Source organism: Mesorhizobium sp. WSM4821 (assembly GCF_055901555.1).
This window is the reverse complement of record NZ_CM148371.1, coordinates 1,954,275-1,969,332: the sequence shown is the minus strand read 5'-3', so window position 1 is coordinate 1,969,332 and position 15,058 is coordinate 1,954,275. Positions and strand designations below refer to the sequence as shown.

General features: G+C 61.7%; 12 protein-coding genes. 3 read left to right on the top strand and 9 right to left on the bottom strand.

Features of this window, described 5'->3' with window-relative positions:
- Positions 1–12 precede the first annotated feature (12 nt).
- Positions 13–624, top strand: a complete 612-nt coding sequence (locus AC0NID_RS09420) for a class I SAM-dependent methyltransferase (protein ID WP_473458773.1) — start codon at positions 13–15, stop codon at positions 622–624.
- A 128-nt stretch (positions 625–752) separates the two neighbouring features.
- On the opposite strand, the gene AC0NID_RS09415 is transcribed toward AC0NID_RS09420, so the two are convergent.
- The gene (locus tag AC0NID_RS09415; RefSeq protein WP_473458775.1) at positions 753–1,355 is read right to left on the bottom strand and encodes a TetR/AcrR family transcriptional regulator; all 603 of its coding nucleotides are present in this window, start codon (positions 1,353–1,355) and stop codon (positions 753–755) included.
- A gap of 138 nt (positions 1,356–1,493) precedes the next feature.
- Between AC0NID_RS09415 and AC0NID_RS09410 the strand changes: the two genes are divergently transcribed.
- On the top strand, positions 1,494–2,390 hold the full coding sequence (locus AC0NID_RS09410) for a DMT family transporter (protein WP_473458777.1): 897 nt from the start codon (positions 1,494–1,496) through the stop codon (positions 2,388–2,390).
- A gap of 672 nt (positions 2,391–3,062) precedes the next feature.
- Here the strand turns inward: AC0NID_RS09410 and AC0NID_RS09405 are convergent.
- The 8 genes from AC0NID_RS09405 to AC0NID_RS09370 all read right to left on the bottom strand — a co-directional run bounded on the left by AC0NID_RS09405 (position 3,063) and on the right by AC0NID_RS09370 (position 13,439).
- On the bottom strand, positions 3,063–4,058 hold the full coding sequence (locus AC0NID_RS09405) for a HupE/UreJ family protein (RefSeq protein WP_473458779.1): 996 nt from the start codon (positions 4,056–4,058) through the stop codon (positions 3,063–3,065).
- Positions 4,055–4,909 (bottom strand): peptidyl-prolyl cis-trans isomerase, encoded by an 855-nt coding sequence (locus AC0NID_RS09400; RefSeq protein WP_473458781.1) that lies wholly within the window; start codon positions 4,907–4,909, stop codon positions 4,055–4,057. The genes AC0NID_RS09405 and AC0NID_RS09400 overlap by 4 nt, the downstream gene beginning before the upstream one ends.
- 341 nt (positions 4,910–5,250) lie before the next feature.
- Positions 5,251–5,574, bottom strand: coding sequence for a hypothetical protein (locus AC0NID_RS09395; protein ID WP_473458783.1), 324 nt, complete (start codon positions 5,572–5,574; stop codon positions 5,251–5,253).
- Positions 5,571–6,374: a DUF2092 domain-containing protein gene (locus AC0NID_RS09390; protein ID WP_473458785.1), complete on the bottom strand. Its 804-nt coding sequence runs from the start codon at positions 6,372–6,374 to the stop codon at positions 5,571–5,573. The genes AC0NID_RS09395 and AC0NID_RS09390 overlap by 4 nt, the downstream gene beginning before the upstream one ends.
- 30 nt (positions 6,375–6,404) lie before the next feature.
- Complete coding sequence (locus AC0NID_RS09385; protein WP_473458787.1) at positions 6,405–8,369, bottom strand: DUF3604 domain-containing protein; 1,965 nt, start codon at positions 8,367–8,369, stop codon at positions 6,405–6,407.
- 148 nt (positions 8,370–8,517) lie between these two features.
- The gene (locus AC0NID_RS09380) at positions 8,518–9,495 is read right to left on the bottom strand and encodes a DUF2950 family protein (RefSeq protein WP_473458833.1); all 978 of its coding nucleotides are present in this window, start codon (positions 9,493–9,495) and stop codon (positions 8,518–8,520) included.
- Positions 9,496–9,524: 29 nt separating this feature from the next.
- Complete coding sequence (locus tag AC0NID_RS09375; protein WP_473458835.1) at positions 9,525–10,859, bottom strand: DUF3300 domain-containing protein; 1,335 nt, start codon at positions 10,857–10,859, stop codon at positions 9,525–9,527.
- Between the two features lie 432 nt (positions 10,860–11,291).
- Positions 11,292–13,439 (bottom strand): alpha-1,4-glucan--maltose-1-phosphate maltosyltransferase, encoded by a 2,148-nt coding sequence (locus AC0NID_RS09370; protein ID WP_473458789.1) that lies wholly within the window; start codon positions 13,437–13,439, stop codon positions 11,292–11,294.
- 382 nt (positions 13,440–13,821) lie between these two features.
- On the opposite strand from AC0NID_RS09370, the gene AC0NID_RS09365 reads away from it, so the two are divergent.
- Positions 13,822–14,976, top strand: a complete 1,155-nt coding sequence (locus AC0NID_RS09365) for a glycosyltransferase family 4 protein (protein WP_473458791.1) — start codon at positions 13,822–13,824, stop codon at positions 14,974–14,976.
- The last annotated feature ends 82 nt before the right edge of the window (positions 14,977–15,058 follow it).

The window sequence follows — 15,058 nt, the reverse complement described above, 5'->3', positions numbered from 1 at the left end:
GGGAGAAGCATCATGGGTTTCTATCAAGATGTTGTCCTACCGCGCCTCGTGAATCATTCGATGGCCAACCGCGAACTGCTGCCCTACAGGCAGCGCGTGCTCTCCGCCGCCGAAGGACGGGTGCTCGAGGTCGGGATTGGCTCTGGCCTCAACCTGCCGCTTTACCCCGCCGCCGTGCGCGAGGTGATCGGCCTTGATCCTTCCTTGCGGCTTTTGGCGATGGCCCGGCGTGCCGCTGAGCATTGCGCCTGTCCGGTCGGTTTCATCGACGGATCGGCGGAGGAGATCCCGCTGGACAACCATTCCGTTGACACAGTTGTCACGACCTGGACGCTCTGCTCGATCCATGTGACTGGACAGGCGCTCAGCGAGATGCGGCGGATTCTTAAGCCGGGTGGACAACTCCTCTTTGTCGAGCACGGCTTGTCGCCAGACGGGTCTGTTCAACGCTGGCAGGACCGGCTGACGCCGGTCTGGAAGCACATCGCCGGCGGCTGCCATCTCAACCGGGCGATCGGCACGCTTGTCGAGACTGCCGGCTTCAGCATCTCGCGGATCCAAGAGGGCTATGCAAAGGGGCCTCGGCCTATGGTGTACATGTATGAAGGCCGCGCCGTCCCGTAGCTACGGGTTTTCGGGTTCTCGCTGCTGCACGCCGCACTCGATGCTTTGATCGATGCTACCATCGTCCGTCCCATCGGACCAGCGGCAGCAAAACGCGGGCGCAGTTTAGGGCCCGGTATCGATTTCGGTCAATGTGATCGTTTGTTGATCCCCAGAGGATCGAGGGCAAGGCGTCGGAACCTGCGGAAAGAGTTTTGATCGCCATCGACTTTCATGCGGACCAGCGTTCCCTCGTAGCAATCGATAAGGAAGGCTGCTGCATCCTTGGGATCAAGATTCGGGTCGGCTTCGCCAATGGCCTGAGCTTCTTCCAGCAATCGGCACAGCTGTGCCTCCCAGCGGGAAAACACCCGGGCAAGCCTTGCCCTGAACTCAGGGCTGCGCGCCGCGGCGGTCTGGCTCAGCACGCCGAAAAGACATCCCCCGATGGGCACTTCGCTCAGGTGGAGACGCTCGACCGCATCGAAATAGTTGCGAAGCCGTTGCAGAGGGCTGCAGGACGTGTCTTGGAATATTTCCGCGCGCATCTTGACGTAATGGCGCTCGTAGGCGTCCAGAACCGCGCCGGCAAATTCCTCTTTGCTCTTGAAAAAATAGTAGAAAGAGCCCTTCGGGACGCCTGCGGAATGCAAGATGGCGTTCAGGCCGATGCCGTCGAAACCATTCAGGATCAGTGACTTGAGGCCCTCAGCGATCAACCTGTCGCGGGTTGGATTATTCTTTTCGAGCATGCCTAGTAGACCAGTTTACTAGTTGCTAGCCATACCACCATCCGCTCGCCAAGCCAACTGGATTCGTCACCTGCCTCGACAAGTCCGGCGCGGCCCAAGCGGTGGATGACAGGGGACCGGAAACGGGAGGCGCATGAAATGAACCACGTCGCAGATCGAAAAATGCTGGGCATACTGTTAGCCCTTGCCTGCTACGCCATGTACTCGCTGCACTACGCAACCATGAAATGGTTGGGGGAGAGCTACTCGCTGTGGCAGCTCATCTTCGCTCGCAGCGCCGTGATGCTCGTCATAACTCTGACCCTGGGGCGGCAGGCGACGGTTAGGGGCTTTATTGCGAGTCCCTACAAAGTTCCTACTGCGTTGCGCGCCATCCTTCATTTCCTATCTGCGCTTGGCTTCTTCGTTGCAGCCGGGCTCATGCCACTTGCGAACGTCACCACGCTCTACTCCACGTCGCCGCTGATCGGCGTACTCCTCGCGGCCCTGCTTCTTGGCGAAAGGATCTGCGGCTTCCACTGGATCGCCATTCTCCTCGGCCTTGCCGGCGCGGTCATTGCCGCGAATCCGGCAGGCGATGTCAGTCCGGTTCCTTCTCTGATCGCTCTGGGAGCTGGCCTGTTATGGGCGATGGCTGTGGTCCTCACCCGGAAGAGTGGCGCGCGAGAAAGTTCGGATGTGCAACTGTTCAGCACCGGCGTCGTCTTCATGCTGCTAAGTGCCGGGTTCATGCAGTGGCAGCCACCTCAGACACTCTTGGATGGCGCGCTCATGCTGGCGCTCGGACTCCAGATCTACCTGGCGCAGCTTTTCTTCTTCGAGGCCTGCCGATTCGCGCCGGCATCGCTTGTAGGTCCAATGGAATATTCGACTGTGATCTGGGCATGCCTTTTTGGCATCGTGATATTCTCGGAGTTGCCCACACCGGGCATTGTTATCGGCGGCCTGCTCGTCATCGTCAGTGGCGTCGCTCTGGCTGTAAGCTTGCGAAAGGTCTCGGACGCAAAGCTCGGGGCGGTAGTGACCGCCAGCTGAAGGACCAAGAATCCCAAGAGTGCGGGGCGCATGAAGGCGCCTTGTCGCATACGGATAAGCAGCGTGCCGGCCGCCGTTCCGCCGACCAGCATATATGGCATCGATCCCCGGAAGTCGGGTGTGTTAGAGGGATGAAGGCCAGCACGGCGGCAAGTGACGTCAGGACCACAGGCCTCGTGCGTTAACACAGTTGCTTTAATGACGGTGTGATAGCCGACCAGGCCGTTCGGGGCGTAAATGCCAATCCAGACTTTGAGACTTCTGGGTATCTATCAAAGAGCAAAAATCTCATAAGATATTGATTTCAAAAGATAATTTCTACAACATAATTCCTAATCTGTAGGTCACAGGTTCGATTCCTGTCGGGATCACCACTCAGTCACTGTAGACATAGCCCATATCGGCTGGCTCGAACGTCGGTCGACTATCCGCGAGTTAGCCGCAGCCTTCTCCGGACAGTCTGGCTGAGCCGCGCGATCCGTCTCTGTTTCCGCCGAGTTTTGAAGGCCAATAAGGAACTTCTCTCTGATCGCTTAGCCCCAGAAGCGGCCATCCGCCTCTAGTTCTCGAATGACCGCAGTGGGCCGAAACCTGCAGCGATCTGGGCCTTCCGGCCACGGCTCTGTTCTGTCCACATCACGACCCGTTGATCACGTAGCCGATCGGCCTCTGTCACGCCGCCAGGCCGGCGATCCTCGGCACCAGCCACAGCATCGCCGCAGTGCCGATCGCGTAGGCGCCGGCCAGGCGGGCCGGGGCGGGCGGCACCCTGAGCAGCGTGCCCGCCGCCGCGAGCAGCACCAGCGCCCCGGCAACGAAGATCAACTGGCCCGCCTCGACGCCGAGGTTGAACGTCAGCAGGCTGAGCGGCACGTCGGCTTGCGGCAGGCCGATTTCCTTCAGCGCGCCTGCGAAGCCGAAACCGTGCAACAGCCCGAACGCGAATGCGACGACCCATGGATAGCTCTCCGAAAGCCGCCGTTCGCCCGGTTTCATCTTGACCAGTTCGCTCGCCACGAAGGCGATGCTGAGCGCGATCGTCGCCTCGACGGGCGCCTGCGGCAGGCTGAAATAGCCGAGCGATGCACCGGCCAGCGTGATACTGTGCGCCACCGTGAAGGCCGTGATCGTCTTCACCAGCATCCAGCGGTCGCGGATGAGCAGCATCAGCGCCAACACGAACAGCAGGTGGTCGAGGCCCGACAGGATATGGTCCACACCGAGCAGGAAATAGGTCCGCGCCACTTCAACGTTGGTCTGCGTTCCCGCCGCGACGAAGGCCGGCCCCTCCGGCAATAGGCGAGCGACCTCCGTGTCGCCCGTCGCGTACTGGATGCGGACCAGCGCATCGGTCATCGTCGATCCAAGCCCGTCGACGCCTATCTCGCGGCCTTTCAGTCCGCCGGCGCAGGCGACGGACCATCGCTCCAGATAGGCTCCAGCCTCGATCGAACCCACCGGCTCCGTCTTCTCGACACAGGAGCCGGGCAGGCGGGCATGGAGCCCGAGGCGCATATCGCCCAGAGCGGGGACCTTCCAGACGACGGCGAACGCGCCGCTGCCCGTTTCGCGCATGTCGAGATAGGCCGGCCGGACCTCATGCGCCATCGCGGGTGCGGCGAGAAGCGCCGCAACCACGATTGCGAGCATCGCGCCAAGTCGCGTCACTGGCTGGCTTCCATGCCGTCCGGGCTCTCGATGGTGACCTTATAGCCCTTGAGCAGTTCAGCTAGATGCTTGTCTTCGAGCTCCTTGCGCCTGGCGTTCGTCCACTCCCGTGCCACCGCCTCGCGCACCTCGTCGAGCGTCGGCGTCCGGCCTTGCACGCGCTCCGTCACGCGCACCAGGTGAAGCCCGAAGGTGGAGGTGACGGGACCCGTCCAATGGCCCACGGGCGCCTTGCCGAGCGCTTCGGCGAAATCGAAGCCGAAGGTCTGGCCGATCGATGCGGCGCCGGAAAGCGGCAGCCCGGGCGGCAGCAGGGTCGGGTCGCCGAGCGGAGAAGGGTCCGCGGCTGGGTCGGCCAGCAGCGCCTCCAGTACAGATGCGGCGTTCTGATCGATCGCCTCGCCGCGCCGCTGCGGGTTGAGGAACACCTGCTGGAAGGCCAGCATGCCGTCGACCCTGAACGCGCCCGGATTGGCCGCCAGATAGGCCTGCAGCTCCACCTCCGTCGCTTCCAGCGCCTCGGCGTCGGCGTTGTTCAGGAACTCCATCTTCTGGCGAAGACGCCGTCTGACGACCGTGTCGTCCTTGTCGAGCCCGATTTCGAGCGCCTGGCGGACGAGGATTTCCTCCTTCACGTGATCGTCGACCAGCCCCTTGAGTTCGTCGGCGGTCGGCGGGCGCTGCCAGGTCTTGGCGAACAGGCTGGCCATCTGCTCGATCTTCGGCGCCGTGACGACGATGCTGTCCGTCTTCTTCTCCGCATCGGCGCCGACCAGCCCGTGCACCGCGAAGATCGCGAGCGCGATCAAGAGGAAGTGAAGAAGCGGTTCTTTCAACAGCGGCTTCAGCATCAGTCGGTGCGTCCAGGGACGGGTCGCGATGGGCAGGTCTCGGACATCATGGCTCATCGGCGGGCTCGCCGAACCGCCGCTAGTCATTGGCCAGATCGTCTTCGTCCTCGCTCTTGGTCCTCTCGACGGGATGCCTTCGTTGAAGGCTTCGTAAGCGCTCGGACTTGCAATAGCTCGGGAGCTATCTTTTCGAAATATCTGGCCGGGTCCATCGATTCATTCCTCCGGGGTTGGCCCGATCACCATTAGCTCCGGCGAGTTTGCCCGTCACCGGTCACGATTGCCTGGTTGCGGCACACAACACGCAGCGGCGCCTTCGCAATGCTTCCAGGCATCGTCGCCTAGAAATAGACGACGACATATCCGCCGCCCGACTTTTGGTAATAGCTGCCACCGCAGTAGTAGAGATTGTAGCCGTAGTAGCTGCCATACGGGCAGCCGACGGGAATAGCGCCGATATAGGCGCCGCGGCGGATAACGCGGCGCGTCGTCCTGCGGGCGACGCCGGCAACGCTGCCGGGAGTCGCCGGACGCCCGACGCGGGCTTCGGCATCGGCGACCAGGCTGAAGATACCCAAGCCCACCCGCCAATCGGCGACGTGGAGGTCCGAGGCACCGAACAGCAGTGCGAGTGATGCTATCAAAGCTTTCGTAGACGATCTCATTGCGCATCTCCTTCTTCAAGCAGGCCGGCGAGATCGTCCAGCCCGCGCATCTCCTCGATCTTCACTTCCTTGGCATCCCCGGTCTCCAGATTGAAATCGTCGGCGGCTACGTCCTTGCCGGCCTTCCAGTCGGAAATCTGCACCGTGTAGGACGGCGCCATGGCCATCATCCTGCTGGTGATGGTGATGCGGCAGGGACGGGGCGCATCGCCATCGGCGATCCAGATCTCCCAGTCGGTGTCGTTGGTGCGGAACGCCAGGTGGTTGCAGACCTCACCACCGATCACGCCGCTTCCGAGATCCTTGCCCGCCGTGACGTTCTCCATCATGACCTCGAAGGCGTTGGCCGATAGAAGGTCGGCGGCCGGCGCTTCGACGCCATAAACGAAACGGAGCGTATCGAGCATATCCTCGACCGAGCCCTCCAGGGGGAACTTCGTATAGACGTCGAGGTTCTTTCCGATCGCCGATACCATCTTTCCGTCATAGGTCAGTTCGACATCGGCCACGCCGGTCCGGGTCATGCGCGCCTTGTCAGGGCGTTGCAGCGTGAGCGAGCCGGAACTCGCCAGGCCGACCTTCATCATGTCGGCCGTGACGATGTCGAGTGTCGCGTCATAGTTGAACGAGAAGGCCTGCTGGCCGGCAAGGTAGTCGGTCATGCCCTTGAACATCTGCTTCGCCTGAGCCTCATCGGCCGCGGCGGGCAGAGTGCCCGTCGCGCCTGCCAGCCCGCAAAGCGCCAGCACTGCGATGACGGTCCAAGCTCTCTCGTTAAGACTTCTCAATGGGTGCATCATGTCACCACTCCTTGTTGTCGTGTGTTGGCGTCAAGACTCTTCGGGCGTGTACCAGATCGGCGAGGTATAGGCCCGCTCGGTGACGGTCATGCGAGTACCGTCCAGCGCCTTCGTGCCGAACCGTTTGGCGTCGTAGGCGGTCCAGCGAGGCGTCGGAATCTCGATGACGCGCCCGTAGTAGAATGCCTTTTGTTCCGGATCGAAGCTTGGGTCCTTCCAGACCGCGATCAATTCCGGCGCCCCTATGGTGTTGGTCCATGTGGCGTTCTCAACGTCGACGGTGCTGCCGACAGACGGCACCTTGCCGTCGGCGCCCGGCTTGCGGTCGCCGCCCCACACCACGTCGTAGACCTGCTCATGCGTTTCGCCCTTGTCGTCGAGCCAGCCCTTGACGATCTGGTAGCGGTCGAGATTGGCGCCGATCGGATCCTTCAGCGCCGCAACCAGGAAGGTCGGTGCCTTGCCTTCCGGCGCGCTGGTCAAATCACCGCCCATCGGCACACCCTTGCCGTAGCCGATCGCGCCCGGATTGCGGTTCTGCGCATCGGCCGGCTCGAAGTCCCAGCCGCCAAAGAAGCGCACGGCCATGCGCGGCCCGGTGGTGGCATAGGTCTCCTTGCGCTGCATCGCGTCCCAGATCGATTCGCGGGTGTTCTCCTCCGCCCAGACCGCGGCGTAGCCCGATGCGCCGACCTCCCAGTCCATCACCGTGATTCCGGTCTTACCGTCTTTGACGAACGTCGCCGTCAGGCGCTCCGGGCTCGGTTCCTGCGGCGTCGTCTTGCCGAAGAAGTTCTCCTCTTCCATGGCCGCAAGGCCGGTATGCGCGTCGGAGCTACCGACCAGCCCGAACTTGTAGGGGTTGGTGCCGAGTTCGGCTTCGAGCTTGAGCCCGTTCTTCAGCGCGGACCGTGTATATTCGAACTCGAGCATGTCAGGCGTCTTCGGCACGCTGGCATCAAGATTACCGAAATCCCAAGTCTCGAAATCCGCGAACTCGTCATTGGGCGACAAGACCGCGTGCGCCTCGCCGTCGCCCTTCGTCTGGGTTGTCTCGTAGAGGCGTTCCCACCTGGAGCGCTGCTCGACATATTCCTTGTCGGCCGGCTTGCCGGTGAAGGACTCGATCAGCGGAAACATGCGGCCGTTGGACAGATTGCCGTTGTGCGCAATCGCCAGCACATTGCCGCCGGTCTTATCCTCATAGGCCTGCATCCACTTCCATAGATCGCGCGGATTGTCGCTGCCCAAGGGCTTAAGCGTCGTATAGGGCACGACCTGATCGGCCTTGTCTGCATTGTCGCGAAAAATGACGTTGCGGTGCAAATTGTTGCCGGCCGTGTTTGATGTCCATTCGTAGCCGATGAAGGCGGTGAACCGGCCCGGATCATTGTATTCCTCGGCCGCCTTGACAGTGTCCTGCCACGCATTCTTGTAAGGTCGCGTGTCCGGCCCGTAGATCATCGCCTTCGGCAGCGTTCCCTTGCCGAAGCTAAAGATGATCTCGAGCGCGGCTTTGCCGCCTTGTCCCGCCTTGATCTCCTCGTACCAGGTCTTGGCCTGCGGATCGGCGATCACGTCAGGCTTGCCTGCGAACAGGTCGGGGAACATACCCATATTGTCGGAGTGGTCGGCCACCACCAGGAAGTCGAGCGGCCGCGACAGTTTGGCAGGCTGGCCGCTCGACGCCGTGATCTCCTCGCCGTGCGCGAAGCGGTAGGCGTCTCGCGGCGTCAACCGGGCGCCGAATGCGCCAGCATCGAAGGAAGCTCCCGTGTGCAGATGCGTGTCGCCGAACAGAGGGCGGGTCGGAAAGTTGCGCCCCGCATAGGGCGAGTAAGGAGGTTTGGCGGCAAACACCCTTCCGGCCTTCGCCGCGTCGAGGGTGCCGATATCGGTAGTCTCCTCAGCGGCGGCTGGCCGCGCCAGTCCAAGCCCGGCAATCCCGAAGGCGGCGAGCGCCGCCAAAATCGAAGCAGCGCGTATTTTCCACATTGTCCCCCCTCCCCTTGGGCTACATTTGCATTCGTTCACAAGCGCGCCTTGTTCCTTGATCTGCATCAACGACGCTCCCGGTCCGTCTGGCGTCGCGCCCCGCGGGACTTGCCGGTATTAGCCTTGGGCGCATGGAACGCGTTTCCCCTCAATCGGCGACGACCTCCCAGGTTTCGTCTGGATTGAAGCGGTCTATGTATTTGACGATCGCCTCGGTGGTCGGACCGAGATCGGTCTCGTAGACGATGCCGTGCTGGTTGACGGCGAAGGTCTTTACGCCCGTCTCGCCATATTTGGCTGGCCAGGCGATGAGGCCGAAGCCGGCGATCATGTTGCCGTTGATGACGTAGTCGTAGGCGCCGCCGGCGATCCTGTCCCCCTGTCCGGTCAGGATCTTGTACTTGTAACCGAAATAGCCTTCGCCCCTGGCTGCATCGTCGAGTTCGGACTGGCTGAGGTCACCGGCCGGGCTTTCCCCGTTGATGTCGTCCGCCGGCCAGTAGATCCCGTCGGTCAGGCCTTCCGTACTGACGAGTTTTTGTGCGAACTCCTCGACGCCGTCCTCGTCACGGTCCTCGGATGCATAGTCCTCCTGCGCGTCGACATAGGCGCGCATCGTCTCGATCGCCTGCAACTCGTTCTCGCCGACGCGGCGGTTCACGATCTCCTCAAGCCCGCCATAGGTGTCGAAGGCCCATTTGCCATCCTCGCCCTTGACGATCGGGAATGGCAGGGGCCACAGCTTCTCGCCGATCTGCACCGTGCGGCGGTCGCCCTCGCCGTCGAGCACGAGCTGCTTTGCTGCCCCTTCCTTGGCCGCCGCAAGCGTGTCGTCGGTGTTCTCGTCGGCCTTGAGTTTTGCGGCGTCGAGGCCGAGCAGTGCTGCGACCGCGTCCGAGCCTTCAGCCTGAAGCGCCTGCTTGAAGGCGTCGAGCGCCGCCTCCGGCGTGTCGAAGGACGGCGGCTCGTCGGCAGCCGCAAACGATTCGATCTCCGGTCTGGCTACATCCGGGGCCGCCGCATCCTGTGCGGAGGCGACTGACGACAGCGACAGAGCGACGCCAAGAGCAACGACGACCGCGCAGACGCTGTGATGAAGGCCCGTGAGACGGGTGGTGCTGAACATCCTGGTCATGATCCTGTCCTCCCGTTTGCTCAACGCCGCCGCCCGCCGCCGCCGCTGGGTCGCCTGATCTGCTTGTGGGCACCGCCTCCGCGACTGCCACCGCCCATCGACTTGTGGCCCCGGTTTGAGCTGACCTTGGTAGCCTTGCCGCGGTTGACGTTGCCGAGTCCGGACGTCTTCTTCGGGCGACTGTCGACCCTCGCCGCGGGCTTCGGCTTGCCGGCCTTGCGGTTAACGTTGGCAGACTTGGCCGCGGGACGGTTGGCGGTGGGCTTCGCCGCAGGGCGTTTGACGTTCGCTTTGTTGGCCGGCCTGTTTGTCGCCTGACTTCCCTGGCCCTTCAGCCCGTCCAGCGTGCTCTTGCGAATGTCCCTGGTTCCAGCCGTCTTGCCCGGCCCCCTGTTGGCGACCTGATCGCGCTTCTTGATGTCCTTGGCGCGGTCGCGGATGGCGTTGTCGCCGTTCTTTTCGATCCGGTTCTTGATGTTGTTCTGGTCGAACTTGTTCAGTTGGTTTCGGTCGATGTTGATCTTGCTGCGGTCGACGTTCTTCCAGTCCACGTCATTGAAGTTGACCTTGCCGTTGAAGTCGCGGTTGTTGAAGCAGTTGTTGCAATCGATGTCGATGTCGCCGCCGTTCCAGCGGCCGCCCCACACGCCCCAGTCGTCCCAGTCGACGGCGGCGGCCCAGATGGCGCCCGTCACCGCCCCGGCGAAGAAGGTTGCTCCGGGATACCAGTAATAGGGATAGGGGTCGGGATAGTAGCGGATCGGCTCCCACACATAGTTCGGTTCATAGAGCATTTGAGGCGGATATTGCGGGACATAGATCACCTCCGGGCTGGCAGACTTTATGACGACGTTGTCGTTCTCTTCTACGACCTGGATTTTGTCGTCGGTCTTGATCACCCCCTTGGCGACCGCCTCGTCGCGCAACTGCTGGATGGCGATCAGCACATCCTTCTGCTGGTATGCGATGGCGTCGCCGAGCGCCTGCGTCCACTCAAGGTCGTCGCTCATCATCTTGACGATGTCCGGATAGTTGAGCAGCGACACCACCGAGCCGTCCCAGCTCTCCTTCGGCTTCAAGCTCTTGTCCTTCGCGTACCGGTCGAGGAAGCGCGCCGCCTCGACGATCTCCAGCGGATAGAGCGCTGCCGCCGTGATCACCGCGATCAGCTCGTCCGGATAGAGCGCAATCCGCGCAACCAGGACCTCCATTTCGTCGGCGCTCAGCGGGTCCGGCGAAGTCGTCGCCGCGCCCGAAGCGTCAGCCGCCGCGACCTGTTCTTGTGCAAGGACAGGGTGCACCGAACCAAGCCCGGCAAGCAGCAGCGCCAGCGCCGCAGCGCCCGCCTTCAACATGTCATTGCCCATCATGCTTCGATCCTCCCTTGTCGTCGTCCCGGCAGGCCTGTGCCGGTCGGCCTATGCGTCTGCGAAAGGCAGTCCCGGAAACAAGAAAGCCACGACAGCTCCAGCGGCAAGAAAGGTCTTCATCTCACCCCCTCCTCCTAGCCGGCAGAAGGGCTCTGAGGGCCGGCGCCAGCGTCCTTGCTGAGGACGCCCGTCCGCAGGCGAAAAGATGCGCCAATAGGCCCTGCTGCACCAGCGACTCTATGTAATTTACGTCGAACGCGCGCAGCCAAATGCGAGGGCAGCCGCACAATTGGCGGCGAGCGGAAAACCGCACTTTGCCGGTGACTACTCTGGATCCAATGCTCGACATACCGCGCCGATATCGCGACCAAAGCCGCAGAATACGCGAGGCGTCGAGAAGGCTGGTTCGAAGCCGCCTCAAGCGTCTGGTCGAGACTGCCCTGCGTGTGCTCCCGGCGAGATAAGTCGCCACACCGCATAGGGCTTGTAGAACGGATCGAGATGGATGTGCTGAATTTTGCCGTGCCAGGTGAAGTGGCGGCCGGTGACCATGTCCTCCACTTCGATCGGGGCGTCGTCGGTGAGACCCAACTCCCAAAGCGGCACCTCGAAATCCGCGCCCTGAGCCGAGTGCGGATCGAGGCAGACATGGAACAGCAGAAAGTCGGACAGGTCGGCCGTGCGCTTGCCGTAGTAGATGATGTTGTCGTTCCAGGCATTGTAGAAGGCGAGACTGGTGAAGTCCTGCAGCGACTTGTGGTTTCGGCGGAGGCGGTTGACGAACCTGATGTCCCACTGCAAATTGCCGGGCTCGTCCATGTTCCAGGCGCGGATTTGGTACTTCTCGGAGTTGAGGTACTCCTCCTTGCCGGGCACGGCCTCAGCCTCGCAGATCTCGAAGCCGTTATAGATGCCGTAATTTCCGCCGAGCGTGCCGGCCAAGATCAGCCTGGCCTGGAATCCCGGCCTGCCGCCATGCTGGAGATAGGTTGGGTTGATATCGGGCGTATTGGCGAAGAAGTTCGGCCGCATATAGTGGCGGCATTCTTCCTGAGTGAGTTCGATAAGGTATTCCTCCAGTTCCCGCTTGGAATTGCGCCAGGTGAAGTAGGAATAACTCTGGTTGAACCCGACTTTGGCGAGGCGTTTCGTGACCTTGGGACGCGTGAAGCCTTCGGCGAGGAAGATAGTTTCGGGATGCCTGGAGCGGACTTCCCCGATCATCCACTCCCAGAAGGCGAACGGCTTGGTGTGCGGGTTGTCGACCCTGAAAATCTTTACCCCGTGGCCAATCCAAAATAGCAAGATGTCGCGCAAGGCGTGCCAGAGACCTGGGAAGGCGTCCCTGTGGAAGTTCACATTGACGATGTCCTCGTACTTCTTGGGCGGGTTCTCTGCGAATTCGAGGGAGCCGTCCGGCCGCCAGTCGAACCATTCCGGATGCGCCTTAATCCAGGGGTGGTCTGGAGAACATTGAATTGCAAAGTCGATCGCGACCTCCAGCCCGTGCCGCCGCGCAGCAGCCACCAGGCGATGGAAATCCTCGAAACTCCCCAGTTCCGGGTGGATGGCATCATGCCCTCCATGCTGCGCGCCGATGGCATAGGGGCTGCCGACGTCGCCCAGTTCGGCCTTGGGGCTGTTGTTGCGGCCCTTGCGATTGGTCTCGCCGATGGGGTGAATGGGTGGGAAGTAAAGCACGTCGAAGCCGAGATCGCGCACATAGGGCAGACGGTTGATGACGTCGTCAAAGGTGCCGTGGCGCGCGGGATCACCTGATTGGGAACGCGGGAAAAGCTCGTACCAAGCGCTGAATGCCGCGGCCTTGCGGTCGGCGAATATCTCGAGAACCTTGTGGTAATAGCTGAGGTTGGCTCTGACCCCGCCCCGGCTCATCACGGCGGCCACCGCATCGGAACCAAGTAGAGCAAGGCGCTGCGTGTCGGCATGCAGAATTTCGAACGACGCCAGCACCTGCTCAAGCTCCGCGACATCGTCTCGGCCTGCCCGGTCGGACCGCGCCGCAGATTGAAGCAGGCGGCGTCCTTCCTGCAGTTCGAGGGCGATGTTCCGGCCCGTCGTAAGCTTCCTGGCTACTTCCTCGCGCCAGGTCGCATAAAGGTCGTGCCATGCGCAGAAGGTGAACTGGTAGAGCCGGTTTTCGCCGAGCACGACCCTGGTACTCCAGCGGTCGTTTTCCAACAGGATCATCGGCTGCTCGGTCCAGCTTTCGGTCCCTGCAGGCCGGTAAAGCAGGCAAGCAACGATCCTGTCGTGACTGTTGCCGAAGATGTCCGCCTCGATCAGAACCTGATCGCCGGCGACACATTTGGCCGGGAAGCGCCCGCCGTCGATCTCCGGGCTTACGCCCTCGATGGCAATCCGGTTCGCCGCGAGGCCGCACAACGCATCCAGTTCTCGCGGTTGACCCTGCGGTTTGTATGGCTGAAGATTTGCGGAACGCTGGAAACGTGGCTTTGCAGCGCTGGCTTTCTTTTTATCGACCAGCGCGAAGTGCTTCCCTCCTCGCGTCGGGACCGAGTTCGAATGCGTCGGAGTTTTCATCAACATCACCTTCCGACTTGGCGCGCTCAGGTGACGTTGAGACATCGCCTCTCTGCGCGGAAGGTAATTTACTGTATTGGACAATGTCGAAAGTCGGTCCTCGATGTGAGCCCTGCTTTTTCAGCAAGCATCGAACCTGTTCTTCACCAGTTCTAGCGCATTTTTGTCCAGCCGGGCAGGCTCTGCGATCAGCTCGATTTTGCTTCCAGCGGTCGCAGAAATGTCTGTGCCAATCCCGTGATTGATCGGATCGCACAAAGGCGGCGATCTTTGATCCACATAGCTGCCTTACCCAAGCCAACCACGTAACTTACATTCCCCCACTGCCCTCCACGCGGTAACTTCACACCAACCTTCCGGTCGTCACCGAAAGCCGCAAGAAATGAGAATTGCTCAGGTCGCGCCCCTAGACGAATCGGTCCCGCCACGCCTTTACGGGGGAACGGAACGGATCGTATCGTTCCTCACCGAGGAGCTTGTCAGAAGAGGTCATGAGGTCTCGCTGTTCGCGAGCGGGAACTCCGTCACCACCGCCAATCTGGTGCCGCAGGGCACCACGGCGCTGCGCCTTGACCCAAACGCGCGACGGTCCTCCATCGCCGCCCATCTGGCGATGCTGGATGAAGTGCGCCGGCAACAGGACCGGTTCGACGTAATTCATTGCCATCTCAGCCATTTTCAGCATTTCCCGCTCTTCGAGACATTCGCAGAAAAGACAATAACCACGCCGCACGGGCGGCTCGACTACAGCGATCTTCCTGGCACATATGCCAGGTGGCCTTACTTCTCGCTAAGCTCGATCTCGATGCGCCAGCGCCAGCCGCTAGCCAAGGCGCGATGGGTGGGCAACGTCTATCACGGCCTGCCCCTGCATCTTTATCCCGCCACCGACCGGGCTCCCCAACAAGACGCCTACCTAGTTTTTCTGGGCCGGATTTACCGCGACAAGCGGCCCGACCGCGCGATCGAGATCGCCAGGTTGGCAGGCATGCGGCTCAAGATCGCCGCCAAGATGGATTACAGCAACCGCGCCTACTGCGAAGAGCTCGTCGAGCAGATGAAAAGCCCCCATGTCGAATTCTTGGGGGAAGTGGACGAAGTCGGTAAGGCCGCTCTTTTCGCCGGCGCGCACGCCCTGCTTTTTCCAATCGATTGGCCGGAGCCTTTCGGCCTTGCGATGATCGAAGCCATGGCATTTGGAGTGCCGGTCATCGCCTGGCCGCAAGGTGCGGTGCCCGAAGTCGTGGAGGACGGTGTCACCGGCTTCGTGGTCGACACCATCGACGATGCGGTCGCCGCCATCCAACGGGTGCATTCGCTCGACCGGCGTCAGGTAAGGCGCAGGTTCGAGGAGCGCTTCAGCGCGTCCCGCATGGTCGACGGCTACGAGGCGATCTACACCTCGGTTGCCGCAGGCGTGCACAACCCCGAAGGCGTCCCGCGGATTGTTCCGATCTCGGGAAAAGGTCGATCGGACCAGGAATGGACGAACGGAAATCAGATCAGCTTAAACTCTCGCCGGGGATCGATGAACTAATTTCCGTGGAACCGTAGCGCCAACTGGAAACATCTCGATGCTGATGAGCTGCGCTGTCGGGATCGGGAGTAGATGTGCACAC

Excerpts from the sequence above, each read along its gene's own strand:
- AC0NID_RS09415 (WP_473458775.1), bottom strand. The coding sequence starts at position 1,355 with ATGCTCGAAAAGAATAATCCAACCCGCGACAGGTTGATCGCTGAGGGC.
- AC0NID_RS09400 (WP_473458781.1), bottom strand. The coding sequence starts at position 4,909 with ATGCTGAAGCCGCTGTTGAAAGAACCGCTTCTTCACTTCCTCTTGATC.
- AC0NID_RS09365 (WP_473458791.1), top strand. The coding sequence starts at position 13,822 with ATGAGAATTGCTCAGGTCGCGCCCCTAGACGAATCGGTCCCGCCACGC.
- AC0NID_RS09385 (WP_473458787.1), bottom strand. The coding sequence starts at position 8,369 with ATGTGGAAAATACGCGCTGCTTCGATTTTGGCGGCGCTCGCCGCCTTC.
- AC0NID_RS09420 (WP_473458773.1), top strand. The coding sequence starts at position 13 with ATGGGTTTCTATCAAGATGTTGTCCTACCGCGCCTCGTGAATCATTCG.
- AC0NID_RS09395 (WP_473458783.1), bottom strand. The coding sequence starts at position 5,574 with ATGAGATCGTCTACGAAAGCTTTGATAGCATCACTCGCACTGCTGTTC.
- AC0NID_RS09370 (WP_473458789.1), bottom strand. The coding sequence starts at position 13,439 with ATGAAAACTCCGACGCATTCGAACTCGGTCCCGACGCGAGGAGGGAAG.
- AC0NID_RS09410 (WP_473458777.1), top strand. The coding sequence starts at position 1,494 with ATGAACCACGTCGCAGATCGAAAAATGCTGGGCATACTGTTAGCCCTT.
- AC0NID_RS09380 (WP_473458833.1), bottom strand. The coding sequence starts at position 9,495 with ATGTTCAGCACCACCCGTCTCACGGGCCTTCATCACAGCGTCTGCGCG.
- AC0NID_RS09375 (WP_473458835.1), bottom strand. The coding sequence starts at position 10,859 with ATGTTGAAGGCGGGCGCTGCGGCGCTGGCGCTGCTGCTTGCCGGGCTT.
- AC0NID_RS09390 (WP_473458785.1), bottom strand. The coding sequence starts at position 6,374 with ATGATGCACCCATTGAGAAGTCTTAACGAGAGAGCTTGGACCGTCATC.